This is a genomic window from Mycobacterium cajalii (assembly GCF_045809005.2).
Classification (GTDB): domain Bacteria; phylum Actinomycetota; class Actinomycetes; order Mycobacteriales; family Mycobacteriaceae; genus Mycobacterium.
This window is the reverse complement of record NZ_CM141436.1, coordinates 5,486,338-5,499,927: the sequence shown is the minus strand read 5'-3', so window position 1 is coordinate 5,499,927 and position 13,590 is coordinate 5,486,338. Positions and strand designations below refer to the sequence as shown.

Annotated in this window: 13 protein-coding genes; 10 read left to right on the top strand and 3 right to left on the bottom strand. The window is 71.0% G+C overall.

What is annotated here, in order from left to right; all coding sequences use genetic code 11:
- Nucleotides 1–15 precede the first annotated feature (15 nt).
- The 7 genes from ACJ512_RS26215 (at nucleotide 16) to purM (ending at nucleotide 9,409) form a co-directional block, all read left to right on the top strand.
- A complete protein-coding gene (locus ACJ512_RS26215) occupies nucleotides 16–1,272 on the top strand; it encodes a M18 family aminopeptidase (RefSeq protein ID WP_407686967.1) in 1,257 nt (418 codons plus the stop codon).
- A 105-nt stretch (nucleotides 1,273–1,377) separates the two neighbouring features.
- On the top strand, nucleotides 1,378–3,684 hold the full coding sequence (purL, locus tag ACJ512_RS26210; protein ID WP_407686947.1) for a phosphoribosylformylglycinamidine synthase subunit PurL: 2,307 nt from the start codon (nucleotides 1,378–1,380) through the stop codon (nucleotides 3,682–3,684).
- Nucleotides 3,677–4,321: an Rv0804 family intramembrane glutamic endopeptidase gene (locus ACJ512_RS26205; protein ID WP_407686946.1), complete on the top strand. Its 645-nt coding sequence runs from the start codon at nucleotides 3,677–3,679 to the stop codon at nucleotides 4,319–4,321. Before purL ends, ACJ512_RS26205 begins: the two co-directional genes overlap by 8 nt.
- A gap of 513 nt (nucleotides 4,322–4,834) precedes the next feature.
- Nucleotides 4,835–6,088 carry a PPE family protein gene (locus ACJ512_RS26200; RefSeq protein ID WP_407686945.1) on the top strand — a complete coding sequence of 418 codons (1,254 nt, stop codon included), beginning with the start codon at nucleotides 4,835–4,837 and terminating at the stop codon, nucleotides 6,086–6,088.
- Nucleotides 6,089–6,171: 83 nt separating this feature from the next.
- Nucleotides 6,172–6,561 (top strand): sterol carrier family protein, encoded by a 390-nt coding sequence (locus ACJ512_RS26195; RefSeq protein ID WP_407686944.1) that lies wholly within the window; start codon nucleotides 6,172–6,174, stop codon nucleotides 6,559–6,561.
- Between the two features lie 137 nt (nucleotides 6,562–6,698).
- Nucleotides 6,699–8,246: an amidophosphoribosyltransferase gene (gene purF, locus ACJ512_RS26190; protein WP_407686943.1), complete on the top strand. Its 1,548-nt coding sequence runs from the start codon at nucleotides 6,699–6,701 to the stop codon at nucleotides 8,244–8,246.
- 71 nt (nucleotides 8,247–8,317) lie between these two features.
- Nucleotides 8,318–9,409 (top strand): phosphoribosylformylglycinamidine cyclo-ligase, encoded by a 1,092-nt coding sequence (gene purM, locus ACJ512_RS26185; protein ID WP_407686942.1) that lies wholly within the window; start codon nucleotides 8,318–8,320, stop codon nucleotides 9,407–9,409.
- Nucleotides 9,410–9,472: 63 nt separating this feature from the next.
- On the opposite strand, the gene ACJ512_RS26180 is transcribed toward purM, so the two are convergent.
- The 3 genes from ACJ512_RS26180 to csoR all read right to left on the bottom strand — a co-directional run bounded on the left by ACJ512_RS26180 (nucleotide 9,473) and on the right by csoR (nucleotide 11,426).
- Nucleotides 9,473–9,658 (bottom strand): DUF3073 domain-containing protein, encoded by a 186-nt coding sequence (locus tag ACJ512_RS26180; protein WP_407686941.1) that lies wholly within the window; start codon nucleotides 9,656–9,658, stop codon nucleotides 9,473–9,475.
- A 145-nt stretch (nucleotides 9,659–9,803) separates the two neighbouring features.
- Nucleotides 9,804–10,919 carry a CAF17-like 4Fe-4S cluster assembly/insertion protein YgfZ gene (gene ygfZ, locus ACJ512_RS26175; protein WP_407686940.1) on the bottom strand — a complete coding sequence of 372 codons (1,116 nt, stop codon included), beginning with the start codon at nucleotides 10,917–10,919 and terminating at the stop codon, nucleotides 9,804–9,806.
- Between the two features lie 147 nt (nucleotides 10,920–11,066).
- The gene (csoR, locus tag ACJ512_RS26170; RefSeq protein ID WP_407686966.1) at nucleotides 11,067–11,426 is read right to left on the bottom strand and encodes a copper-sensing transcriptional repressor CsoR; all 360 of its coding nucleotides are present in this window, start codon (nucleotides 11,424–11,426) and stop codon (nucleotides 11,067–11,069) included.
- Between the two features lie 145 nt (nucleotides 11,427–11,571).
- Here csoR and ACJ512_RS26165 point away from each other — a divergent pair, with 145 nt between their 5' ends.
- The 3 genes from ACJ512_RS26165 to ACJ512_RS26155 all read left to right on the top strand — a co-directional run bounded on the left by ACJ512_RS26165 (nucleotide 11,572) and on the right by ACJ512_RS26155 (nucleotide 13,589).
- Entirely contained in the window at nucleotides 11,572–12,048 is a 477-nt protein-coding gene (locus tag ACJ512_RS26165; protein WP_407686939.1) for a hypothetical protein, read from the top strand.
- A gap of 49 nt (nucleotides 12,049–12,097) precedes the next feature.
- Nucleotides 12,098–12,664 carry a hypothetical protein gene (locus tag ACJ512_RS26160; RefSeq protein ID WP_407686938.1) on the top strand — a complete coding sequence of 189 codons (567 nt, stop codon included), beginning with the start codon at nucleotides 12,098–12,100 and terminating at the stop codon, nucleotides 12,662–12,664.
- Nucleotides 12,665–12,725: 61 nt separating this feature from the next.
- Nucleotides 12,726–13,589, top strand: a complete 864-nt coding sequence (locus ACJ512_RS26155; protein ID WP_407686965.1) for an aminodeoxychorismate lyase — start codon at nucleotides 12,726–12,728, stop codon at nucleotides 13,587–13,589.
- Nucleotide 13,590: the final 1 nt, after the last annotated feature.

The following is a 13,590-nucleotide window of genomic DNA, read 5'->3' as shown; positions in this document are numbered from 1 at the left end:
CGAACAGACGGGGCGCTGACCGCCAGCGCCCGTGGCCTCTGCGACTTCATCGACGCGTCCCCGTCGCCGTTTCACGCCTGCGCCACGGTCGCCGGGCGACTGCGCGGCGCCGGGTACACCGAGCTCGGCGAGACCGACCGCTGGCCGGACCGGCCCGGCCGGTACTTCACCGTACGGGCCGGGTCGCTGGTCGCCTGGAACTCCGAGGGGGCCGACGGCCCGTTCCGCATCGTCGGCGCCCACACCGACAGCCCCAACCTGCGGGTCAAGCAGCACCCCGACCGGCTCGTCGCCGGCTGGCGGGTGGTCGCGCTGGAGCCCTACGGGGGAGCCTGGCTCAACTCCTGGCTGGACCGCGATCTGGGGATCAGCGGACGCCTGGCGCTGCGCGAGGGCACCGGGCTCGGCCACCGGCTCGTCCGAATCGACGACCCGCTCCTGCGGGTGCCGCAACTGGCCATCCATCTGGCCGAGGACCGCAAGACGCTGACCCTGGACCCGCAGCGACACCTCAACGCGGTGTGGGGGGTCGGCGGGCAGCCGGGAGCGTTCGTCGGCTACGTCGCCGAGCGCGCCGGGGTGGCGGCGTCCGACGTGCTGGCCGCCGACCTGATGACGCACGACCTGACGCGCTCGACGGTGGTCGGCGCTGAGGCCGACATGGTGAGCGCTCCGCGGCTGGACAACCTGGCCAGCTGCTATGCGGGCACCGAAGCGCTGCTGGCCTTCGAGCCGCGCGGCTTTCTGCCGGTGCTGGTGCTCTTCGACCACGAGGAGGTCGGCTCGACCTCGGACCACGGCGCGCAGTCCAACCTGCTGAGCACCGTCCTGGAACGGATCGTGCTCGCGGCCGGCGGCACCCGCGAGGACTTTCTGCGCCGACTGCCGGCGTCGCTGCTGGCCTCGGCGGACATGGCGCATGCCACCCACCCCAACTACCCGGATCGGCACGAGCCCGGCCACCCGATCGCGGTCAACGCCGGGCCGGTGCTCAAGGTGCACCCGAACCTGCGCTACGCCACCGACGGACGCACGGCCGCGGCCTTCGCGCTGGCGTGCCGGCAGGCCGGGGTGGGGCTGCAGCGCTACGAGCACCGGGCGGACCTGCCGTGCGGTTCCACGATCGGCCCGCTGGCCTCGGCCCGGACGGGCATCCCGACCGTCGACGTCGGCGCCGCCCAGCTCGCGATGCACTCCGCGCGCGAACTGATGGGCGCGCACGACGTGGCCGCCTACTCGGCGGCGCTGCGCGCGTTCTTCTCGCCGGCGTGACGCCCGGCTCCCGGGGCGGCCACCCGTGCGCGACCGGCACAAACCTTCGCCACCGCGTCCGGGCGACCCGGGCGGCCCGGGCGGGGTCACCTTAGACTGTTCGGCGTGACCGTCCCCGGGTCGATCGACACCGTCTCGCAAGCCGCGACCACGCCCGACCAACCGCAACCGTTCGGTGAGCTGGGCCTCAAAGACGACGAGTACCAGCGGATCCGCGAGATCCTGGGCCGCAGGCCCACCGACACCGAGCTGGCGATGTACTCGGTGATGTGGAGCGAGCACTGCTCGTACAAGTCCTCGAAGGTGCACCTGCGCTACTTCGGCGAGACCACGACCGACGAGATGCGCGCCGGCATGCTGGCCGGCATCGGCGAGAACGCCGGCGTCGTCGACATCGGCGACGGCTGGGCGGTCACGTTCAAGGTGGAGTCGCACAACCACCCGTCCTACGTCGAGCCCTACCAGGGCGCGGCCACGGGTGTCGGCGGCATCGTGCGCGACATCATGGCGATGGGCGCGCGACCCGTCGCGGTGATGGACCAGCTGCGGTTCGGCGCCGCCGACGCCCCCGACACGCGCCGCGTGCTCGACGGCGTGGTGCGCGGCATCGGGGGCTACGGCAACTCGCTGGGCCTGCCCAACATCGGCGGCGAGACTGTCTTCGACGCGTGCTACGCGGGCAACCCGTTGGTCAACGCGCTGTGCGTCGGCGTACTGCGCCAGGAGGACCTGCATCTGGCGTTCGCCTCGGGCGCCGGCAACAAGATCATCCTGTTCGGCGCGCGGACCGGTCTGGACGGTATCGGTGGGGTGTCGGTGCTGGCGTCGGACACGTTCGACGCCACCGGATCTCGCAAGAAACTGCCGTCGGTCCAGGTGGGCGACCCGTTCATGGAGAAAGTGCTCATCGAGTGCTGCCTCGAGCTCTACGCGGGCAAGCTGGTGATCGGCATCCAGGACCTCGGCGGCGCCGGACTGGCTTGTGCCACATCAGAATTAGCGTCAGCCGGCGATGGCGGGATGTCGGTACAGCTCGACAACGTCCCGCTGCGCGCCAAGGACATGACGTCCGCCGAGGTGCTGTGCAGCGAGTCCCAGGAGCGAATGTGCGCGGTCGTCGCGCCGGAGAACGTGGACGCCTTCATGGCGGTGTGCCGCAAGTGGGACGTGCTGGCCACCGTGATCGGCGAGGTGACCGAGGGCGACCGGTTGCGGATCACCTGGCGCGGCGAGACCGTCGTCGACGTGCCGCCGCGCACCGTCGCCCACGAAGGCCCGGTTTACCAGCGGCCGTTGGCGCGACCCGAATCGCAGGACGCCCTCAACGCCGACCGCTCCGACCGGCTGTCACGGCCCGCCACCGGTGCCGAGCTGCGCGCGACTCTGCTTGCGCTGCTGGGCAGCCCGCACCTGTGCAGCCGTGCGTTCATCACCGAGCAGTACGACCGCTACGTGCGCGGCAACACCGTGCTGGCCGAGCACGCCGACGGCGGCATGCTGCGCGTCGACGAAGCCACCGGCCGCGGCATCGCGGTCTCGACCGACGCGTCGGGGCGCTACACGCTGCTGGATCCCTACATCGGAGCCCAGCTCGCGCTGGCCGAGGCCTACCGCAACGTCGCGGTGACCGGCGCCACCCCGGTCGCGGTGACCAACTGCCTCAACTTCGGGTCCCCCGAGGACCCCGGGGTGATGTGGCAGTTCGCGCAGGCGGTGCGCGGCCTGGCCGACGGCTGTGCCGCCCTTGGCATTCCGGTGACCGGTGGCAACGTGAGCTTCTACAACCAGACCGGGTCCGTGGCGATCCTGCCGACGCCGGTCGTCGGGGTGCTCGGCGTCATCGACGACGTCGCCCGGCGCATCCCCACCGGGCTGGGCACCGAGCCGGGGGAGACCCTGCTGCTGCTGGGCGACACGCGCGACGAGTTCGACGGATCCGTCTGGGCGCAGGTGACCGCCGACCATCTCGGTGGGCTGCCGCCGGCGGTGGACCTGGCGCGGGAAAAGCTGCTGGCCGAGGTGCTGCGGGCGGGCTCACGCGACGGGCTGGTGTCGGCGGCGCACGACCTGTCCGAGGGCGGGCTGGCCCAGGCCGTCGTGGAAGCGGCCCTGGCCGGTGAAACCGGTTGTCGCATAGTCATTCCCGAAGGCGCCGATCCGTTCGTGACGCTGTTCTCCGAGTCGGCGGGCCGGGCGCTGGTCGCGGTGCCGCGCACCGAGGAGAGCCGCTTCCGGTCGATGTGCGACGCGCGGGGCCTGCCCGCGATCCGCATCGGGGTCGTGGACCAGGGGTCGGACGCGCTGGAGGTTCAGGGCCTGTTCACGGTGTCGCTGGCCGAACTGCGCGAAACGTCCGCCTCGGTGTTGCCGGGATACTTCGGAGGGGCGTCACCGGCGAACAGCGATGCCTGAGAGGCCTTTTCGCCGCCCCGACGCGTTGTCTCTGGCCGCCGCCCTGGTCGGCTGGGGGTTCGTCGCCCCGCGGTTGCGGTCCGGGTGGCGGGCCGTCGTGCAGGCCGGTGTGGGTGCGCTGCTGGTCCGGCTGACCCGTGCGCCGCTGGGCCTGCGCCCGCCGCGGCTGTGGACGGGGTTGCGGTGGGGAGCTGCGGCGGGCGCTGCGGCCGCGGCCGTGATCGCCGGGACGACCGCGTTCGCGCCGGTGCGGCTTTCCATGTCCGCCCGTCAGCTGCCGGCGTCGACGCCGGCCTGGCTGTTGCTGCGCATCCCCGTGGGCACGGTATGGGCCGAGGAGGCGGCCTTCCGCGCGGCGCTGGCCCATCTCGCCGCGCGGGCCGCCGGTGATGCCGTCGGCGGGCGGCTGCTGCAGGCCGGCGCGTTCGGGCTGTTCCACATCCCGGACGCGCGTGCGACGGGCGAACCGGTGGCGGCCACCGTGCTGGCCACCGGACTCGGGGGCTGGGCCTTCGGGTGGCTCGCCGACAGGTCCGGAAGCCTGGCCGCCCCGATGCTGGCGCACCTGGCCGTCAACGAGGCCGGTGCGATCGCCGCGTCGCTCGTCCAGCGTAGCCGCGTAAAACAGCACAGGTGACGTTCTCGCGCAATGGTTTTGGCTGATCGAGCCACACCAGAGACCCCGGCACGCCGTTCCTGAACGCCTGCACCTCGCGCGGCGGGCCGGGACGCCCCGGTCGATGCGGGGGGACGAAGGTGATGCGCTTGCGGGCCGGAACGCTCTTGGGAAACCCGCATGCAGTGTCGAGTGTTGACACATGATCGGCCGGCCATTCCCCGCGGACGGAAAATGGCCGCGCGGCATGATGACGACAACGGATTGCGGCGCAGCCGACAGCAAACACTACGTTGATCCGCGCCGCGACGCTTCCACGGCCAAGCGATCGGAGTGGTTGCAGCGGCCGCCGATGAGGTGTCGGGGTTGACGGTGGTGCGGCGCAACACGGACACTCAGCTAAACCGGGTAACGAGCGCGCAGACCGCGCTGATTGTCCAGAAAGTTGGTGGCCACCCCGGCGGCCGGTGCCGACTCCTATGCGGCCCCGGAGGCCGTTGATATGACTGCGCCCAGCTAAGGAGTTTTCGAGAAATGGATTTCGGGGTCCTGCCGCCAGAGGTCAACTCGGCGCGGATGTATGCGGGGCCGGGGTCGGAGTCGATGATGGCCGCCGCGGCTGCCTGGGATGGCGTGGCGGCCGAGTTGAGTTCTGCGACGGCGGCGTACCCATCGGTGGTGTCGGCGCTGATCGCCGAGCCGTGGCTGGGGCAGGCGTCAGCGGCGATGGCGGCCGCAGCCGCACCGTATGCGGGGTGGCTGGCCACCACCGCGGCCCTGGCCGAGCAGACGGCCACGCAGGCCAGGACGGCGGCAGCGGCGTTTGAGACCGCCTTCGCGATGACGGTGCCACCGCCGCTGATCGCGGCCAACCGCAGCAGGTTGATGTCGCTGGTCGCGACGAACATTGTGGGGCAGAACAGCGCGGCGATCGCGGCCACCGAGGCCGAGTATGCCGAGATGTGGGCACAAGACGCCGCCGCGATGTACAGCTATGAGGCGGCGTCGGCGGCCGCGTCGACACTGAAGCCGTTCACCCATCCCACGCGGAACACCGATCTGACGGCCCAGACCGCGATGCTCACTCAGGCGGGCGCGGCAACGAACCCACAGACACTGTTGGCGCAGCTGTCGTCCGGGGCCGTCGGGGGCGGTTTGCCACCGCCGTTTAGCGCTGCCGATCCGTTCACATCGGGCCTCCTGGGAATCGCATCGAGCCTTGGTCCGCAACTTCCGAACGCTGCCCAGGCAATCCCAACCCCGATAGGGGAGCTGGACGTTCTGGCTCTGTACATCGCGGCCGTCGGGACCGGCAGCCTCGCGCTGTCGATCACGAACACCACCAGACCCTGGCCCGGCGGCCTGTATGGGAATGGCGGGGCGTTGCAGCCGACTCAAGGGGGCACAATCGGCGCGACGACGGCCGAGCCCGGCCCCGACCGGGAATCCGGCGGGGAAGCCGGACTCGCGACCGCGGGCGTCGGCCACGCGTCACTGGTCGGGGCGTTGTCGGTGCCGCACAGCTGGACGACGACCGCACCGGAGATTCGGCTTGCTGTCGAGGCGCTGCCCAGCAGCGGTGTCGGCGCGGACTCGACCGTCGTGGACGGCAACGCCACGGGCCTGCTCAGCGGGATGGCGCTGGCGAGTTTGGCCGCTCGCGGTATGAGCGGGGCCGGCAGTGCCGGCAGCCGCGATACCGGCGCCGCCGGCCCGGCACAAGAAGAGCGCAAACCCACGGTGGTGGTGATACAGAAGCCGCCGCCGACCCCAAACCGCCCGCTCTGACTGAGGTGAGTTGTCGCCGCGGCCGTGGTGGGCGGCAGGCGGACGATTGCGGTAGGCAGGATCGAATTCTGAGACCCTGAGGCATGCCCACCCGCGACAACGCCGATCCGGCCGCGACCCGGGCCGCCGTGCTGGCCGTCGCCGACTGGCTGCGTGACGAATCGCGGCCCGCACCCGACCGCAGCGCGCTGGCGACTGCGGTGCGCCTGACCGCGCGCACCCTGGCCGCCGTGGCGCCGGGCGCCAGCGTCGAGGTCCGCATCCCGCCGTTCGTCGCGGTGCAGTGTGTCGCCGGGCCCCGGCACACCCGCGGCACGCCGCCCAACGTCGTCGAAACCGACCCGCGGACATGGCTCCTGCTGGCCACCGGGTTGCTGCGGCTGCAGGAGGCCAGGACCGCCGGGATACTGACGTTGTCAGGTTCGCGGGCGCGTGAGATCGAGCACTGGTTGCCCCTGTTCGGTGTCGGCTGAACATAACCCTGAACTGCAGGTTTAGGGTGGAGGTGGACAATTTTCGGCGCTCAACACGCGCTGTCCGATTCGGCGCTGCGCGCGGTGTGCCCGTAGACTCCGTTACGTCACCCACCGTTCTCCGGGAGCCGCCGAACGTGACCGTCGCTGGAGCAGATGCACCCGAGCAGGACTTCAACTCGCCCCGTGAAGAGTGTGGTGTATTCGGGGTCTGGGCCCCGGGCGAAGAGGTCGCCAAGCTCACCTACTACGGCCTTTACGCGCTGCAGCATCGCGGGCAGGAAGCCGCGGGCATCGCGGTCGCCGACGGATCCCAGGTGCTGGTCTTCAAAGACCTCGGCCTGGTCAGCCAGGTGTTCGACGAGCAGACGCTGGCGGCAATGCACGGCCACGTCGCCATCGGGCACTGCCGCTACTCCACCACCGGGGACACCACCTGGGAAAACGCCCAGCCAGTCTTCCGCAACACCGCGGCCGGCACGGGAGTCGCGTTGGGGCACAACGGGAACCTGGTCAACACCGCCGAACTCGCCGCGCGGGCCCGCGACGCCGGCCTGATCGCCCGCCGCGCCCCCGCCCCGGCAACGACGGATTCCGACATCCTGGGCGCGCTGCTGGCGCACGGCGCGGCCGATTCCACCCTGGAACAGGCCGCGCTGGAGCTGCTGCCGACGGTGCGTGGCGCCTTCTGCCTGACGTTCATGGACGAGAACACCCTCTACGCGTGCCGCGACCCGCACGGGGTGCGCCCACTTTCGCTCGGACGGTTGGATCGAGGCTGGGTGGTGGCCTCGGAGACAGCCGCGCTCGACATCGTCGGCGCCTCGTTCGTCCGTGACATCGAACCGGGGGAACTGCTGGCCATCGACGCCGACGGGGTGCGCTCGACACGGTTCGCCAACCCGACCCCCAAGGGCTGCGTCTTCGAGTACGTCTACCTGGCCCGTCCGGACAGCACGCTGGTCGGCCGGTCCGTGCACGCGACCCGCGTGGAGATCGGCCGCCGACTGGCCCGGGAATGCCCCGTCGAGGCCGACCTGGTGATCGGGGTGCCCGAATCGGGCACGCCCGCCGCGGTCGGGTACGCGCAGGAGTCCGGCATTCCCTACGGTCAGGGCCTGATGAAGAACGCCTACGTCGGGCGCACCTTCATCCAGCCGTCCCAGACGATCCGTCAGCTCGGCATCCGGCTCAAGCTGAACCCGCTCAAAGAGGTGATCCGCGGCAAGCGGCTCATCGTCGTCGACGACTCGATCGTGCGGGGCAACACCCAGCGCGCGCTGCTGCGGATGCTGCGCGAGGCCGGTGCCCTCGAGGTGCACGTCCGCATCGCCTCGCCGCCGGTGAAGTGGCCCTGCTTCTACGGGATCGACTTCCCGTCGCCGGCGGAGTTGATCGCCAATGCCGTCGAGGACAAAGAGGAGATGCTCGAGGCGGTTCGGCACGCCATCGGGGCCGACACGCTGGGGTACATCTCGCTGCGCGGGCTGGTCGCGGCGTCCGAGCAGCCCGCGTCCCGGTTGTGCACCGCCTGTTTCGACGGCAGGTATCCGATCGCGCTGCCGGGCGAGACGGCGCTGGGCAAAAACGTCGTCGAGCACATGCTGGCCAATGCGGCGCGCGGGGCGGAGCTGGACATCACCGCCACCGGGACCGCCGCCGGGGAAGTGCCGATCGGCCGCTGACGCGGGGGCCCGTCGACGCCGCGAAGAAGTTTGATACCGGCGGTCGCTGCCGCCCGGTAGCCTTTATCGCGATGACGGATCCCGGAAAAAGCCCCGGACGAGAGCCGGCCAGTCAGGGCATCACCTACGCGTCTGCCGGAGTGGACATAGAAGCCGGTGATCGCGCCGTCGACTTGTTCAAGCCGCTGGCGACCAAGGCGACCAGACCGGAGGTGCGCGGCGGCCTGGGCGGTTTCGCCGGCCTGTTCGCGCTGCGCGGCGACTACCGCGAGCCCGTTCTGGCGGCGTCCACCGACGGCGTCGGCACCAAGCTGGCGGTGGCCCAGGCGATGGACAAGCACGACACCGTCGGCCTGGACCTGGTGGCGATGGTGGTCGACGACCTGGTGGTGTCCGGCGCCGAGCCGCTGTTCCTGCAGGACTACATCGCGGTCGGCCGGACCGTGCCCGAGCGACTGGCCGCGATCGTCGGCGGCATCGCCGAGGGGTGCGTGCGCGCGGGTTGCGCCCTGCTGGGCGGGGAGACGGCGGAGCATCCCGGCCTCATGGAGCCCGACCACTACGACATCTCGGCCACCGGCGTCGGCGTGGTCGAGGCCGACGACGTGCTGGGCCCCGACCGTGTCAAACCCGGCGACGTCATCATCGCCCTGGGCTCCTCCGGCCTGCATTCCAACGGATACTCCCTGGCCCGCGCGGTGCTGCTCGAGATCGACCGGATGCCGCTGGCCGGTCACGTCGAGGAGTTCGGGCGCACGTTGGGCGAAGAACTATTGGAGCCCACCCGCATCTACGCCAGGGACTGCCTTGCCCTGGCCGCCGAGACGCAGGTCCGCACGTTCTGCCACGTCACCGGCGGCGGGCTCGCCGGCAACCTGCAGCGGGTCATCCCGCACGGGCTGGTCGCCGAGGTCGACCGGGGCACGTGGACGCCCGCGCCGGTGTTCGCGATGATCGCCCAGCGCGGCCGTGTCGACCGCGAGGAGATGGAGAAGACGTTCAACATGGGCGTCGGCATGATCGCGATCGTGGCCCCGGAAGACACCGACCGCGCGTTGGCCATCTTGACCGCGCGGCACCTGGACTGCTGGGTCTTGGGCACCGTGTGCAAAGGCAAGGACGGCCCGCGGGCAAAACTGGTCGGCCAACACCCGAGATTTTGAAGACCGCAAGGTAGAGAAACCGTTCCGATGTGGAGCGCACCGGCACCGGGGAATTACACGTGCCTAGTGGCGCCAGTCTTCCTCGGCGCTCCACGAACTGTCTGGGCCGTCGTCCAGTTCGGCGGAGTCGATGTCAGCACCCGTTCCCGACAACTCGCGCTGAAGCCGCTGGAAGTCGGTCTGCGGGGAGCTGTACTTCAGTTCTCGAGCAACCTTGGTCTGCTTTGCCTTAGCCCGGCCGCGGCCCATGGGGGAACCCCCTCGCGCAATAACGGAGCGGCCTAACAAGTAGGCGGCTCCGATCTCTGGTGTCGTTATTGTCCTGCCGACAGTTTACCGTGCCCACTGGTCGGGCGTCGGCGCCCCCGCCCGCTGTGGCGGACGTCATCACCCATCATCGCGCACCGCCCCGCAATCGTTCAACGGCCAGCCGGCCCGCACCGATCTGTTCGGCGGACGGCAGAGAATCGGCATCGATGGACGCAGCAACCCCGGCCTCCGGCCCCGTCGCCAACTCGATCTCGGGCGGCAGGCCGCGCTTGAGCAGGGCCAGCGCCACCGGGCCGAGGTCCACGTGCTCGACGACGGTGCCGAGGCGTCCCACGGCGCGACCGCCGGCCAGCACCGCGTCGGCGGTCGCGGGCCGGTCCACCGACCCGTCGAGGTGCAGTAACACCAGCATTCGCGGCGGTTTACCGAGGTTGTGCACCCGCGCGACGGTCTCCTGCCCGCGATAGCAGCCCTTGTCCAGATGGACGGCCCCACCGATCCAGCCCACCTCGTGGGGAATGGTGCGCTCGTCGGTGTCGACCCCGAGGCGGGGCCGCAGCGCCGCGACCCGGTGCGCCTCATAGGCCCACACCCCGGCCGCGCGCACGCCCGCCCGGGCCAGGCGCTGTTGCCAGTCGGCCGCATCGCCGCGTGGCACCAGCACGTCCAGTTCGACGGAGCCGGCCACGGCGCTGGGCATGCGCCGCACGAATCCGCCGCCGGCGAGCGGCGCGGCGATCATCTCGGCGGGCAGGGCGTCCAGGCCCAAGGCGTCGAGCACGGCCGCGTCGGCGAGTCGGGGCCCGAGCAACGACAGCACGGCCAGGTCCGCGCTGTCCGGTGTGACGTCGGACCAGAACACCATCCTGCGCAGGTAGCCCAGCAGCGGTTCGCCCCGCCACGGTTCGGTGTCGAGGTAGGTGGCGCCGGCCAGTTCGGTCTGAATCCAGTGGTCTTCGACGCGGCCCTGACCGTCGAGGCTCAGGTTCTGCGTGCTGGCGCCCTCGGGAAGGTCGCTGACGTGCTGGGTGGAGATGCTGTGCAGCCAACTCTGCCGGTCGCCGCCGGTCAGGACGAGCACGGCCCGATGCGAGCGGTCCACCACGACCGCGTCGGTCGCCGCCGCGCGCTGCTCGCCCAGCGGGTCACCGTAGTGCCAGGGCGCGCCCGCGTCGGGCCCACCGTCGGGTGCGGGGACCGCGGTCGGGTGCGCCGATCTTGCCCGCGCCGCTTCGCTCACACGTCAACTCTACGGACTCGGGCTGCCCGGACGTGTCGACGCCGCGACCAGGGGCCTTCGCCAACGCCTCGGGTGCCGCGACCCCCACCACACCGGTCGCCACCGTGGGCGGCCCGGCGCAATCGCGGCCGCCACGACGGGTGGTCGTCAGACCGTGCTTGCGGTAGGCGCCGGCTCGTCGTCGCTGTGTTCGCCGACCGCCGCACCGCCCAGCTGGGCCTGCGGGCCCGTGAACGCAGGAGTGAACTTGACCGCATCGATCAGCTCGTCGATGGCCGCATGCCCGCGGCCGTCGCGAACGGCCGCCGAAAAGCAGGTCTCCAAATGGTTGTGCAGCATCACCCGGTTGGCGCGCTCGAGCGAGGACTGAACCGCCGAGATCTGCTTCATCACGTCCACGCAGTACGCGTCGGATTCCAGCATCCGGATGATGCCGTCGAGGTGCCCCCGGACCGTCTTGAGGCGGTTCAGCGCGGCGCGCTTCTTCGACGACAGTTCCTCGCTCACATCCACCACCAAGTCCCGTTGCTCCACCCCACCTGAGGTAGCGGGGAGAATTTGTCGGTCGAATCCCGGCAAGCAACCCGCCGACCGGCCGAACACTGCACGACGACCCTAGCCCACCCCACCCGGGCGGGGTAACTTGGAGGGCGTGTCCGAGGCGCCGGTGGTCGGAGTCGACTGCCGCGCCAACATGCGTCATCCGGAGGGCGGGATCGACATGGCTGGATCACCCCAAGCGAGCGTGCCCGGCACCGCGCCCGCCGCGGAGTCTCCGCGTTACGACGCCCCATCCGGACCGAGCCGCCTCGGCCAGGCCTCGATGTGGGTGGGCATCGTCGCCGGGAGCCTGTTCGTCGTCGCGGTGGTCTTCTTTTCGGGCTTCTTCCTGGGCTGGAGCTCCGGTGGTCACGATGGGTCGCACCGCGACGGCTGGGTCCGGATGGGGCCGGGGGCGCCCGGCAGGATGATGGGCCCCGGCGGTCCGATGGGGCCGGGCGGCATGATGGGGCCCGGTGGCATGATGGGGCCCGGTGGCATGATGGGGCCCGGCGGCATGATGGGGCCCGGTGGGCCGAGCGGCCCGACGACGTCGCCCGCGACCCCTACTCCCACCCCTCGCCCATAACCACGAGGGCGACGCCGATGACCACCTTTCAGCCGCTGCGGAGTCCCGGATGGCGGCGGTGAGACGGCGCGCGGTGCTTGCCGCGCTGGGAGCCGGCGGCGCGGCCGTCGCCGGCTTTGCGTTGCGGGATGCGACCGGGTGGCCTGCGCCCCGAATCCGGCTCGCCGACCAGGACGGGTGCATGGCCGGTCCAGCGGACATGAGGCGCTACGCCCAGATGTTCCACCGGCACAACGAGATAACTCGTACCGTCGAGGACATACCCGGCGGGGTGCGAACCACCACGCAGTCGGCGTCCCCGAATCTGGCCGCACAACTTCAGGCGCACGTGTCGAGCATGTACACCCAACTCGACCGGGGCGTCGAGGTCATGTGCATGAGCGACAGCCTGCCGACCCTGTTCAGGCATGCGAACGGCTATCGCCGCCGGCTGACGATCACCCCGACCGGCGTGACGGTCGAGGAAACCTCGGATGACCCGGCGCTCACCGACGCCATCCGCGCGCACGCGCAGGAGGTCACCGGCTTTGTGCGCGACGGCATGCCGGCGGCGATGCGCGGGATGATGGGCCCCGGCACGATGGGGCCCGGCATGATGGGCCCCGGCATGCACTGATCCCGGTGTCGATCCGCTGCGCTCGCCACTAGGCTGCTTCTCCATGACGGGCCAGGCGGGTGTGATCGTCACGCTGGACGGCAACGTCCATGCGCCCGGGACTCCGCTGCTGTACGCCGACGATCTCGCGGCGGTCCGCGGTGACGGCGTCTTCGAGACGCTGTTGGTCCGCGCCGGCAGAGCCTGTCTGATCGAGTCGCACCTACAGCGGCTGACCCAGTCGGCCAGGATGCTGGACCTGCCGCCGCCGGACCTCGCGAGCTGGCGGAGCGCGATCGACGTGGCCACCCGCCGGTGGGTGGCGGACACCGACGGCGAGGGCGCGTTGCGCTTGATCTACAGCCGGGGCCGCGAGAGCGGCTCGGCGCCCACCGCCTACGTGATGGTCAACGGCGTCCCGGAACGCGTCGCGGCCGTGCGGCGCGAAGGCCTGGCGGCGATCACGCTCGATCGCGGATTGCCCGCCCTCGGTGTCGATGCGATGCCCTGGCTGCTGGCCGGCGCCAAGACGCTGTCGTACGCGATCAACATGGCCGCACTGCGTCACGCGGCCGGCCGAGGCGCCGGTGACGTCGTGTTCGTCAGCTCCGACGGCTACGTCCTGGAGGGCCCGCGTTCGACTGTGGTCATCGTCACGAACTCCGATGCGGAAAGCCCTTGCCTGCTGACACCGCCGCCCTGGTATCCGATCCTGCGGGGCACCACCCAACAAGCGCTGTTCGAGGTGGCCCGGTCCAAGGGGTACGACTGCGACTACCGCGCGTTACGCATAGCCGATCTCCATGCTGCGCACGGGGTTTGGCTCGTGTCGAGCATGACTCTGGCCGCCCGGGTGCATACCCTCGACGGCCGCCCGCTGCCGCGGCCTGCGATGGTCGCAGAATTCGCCGCCCTGATCGACGCGGCCGTCACCAGCGATCGCTGAG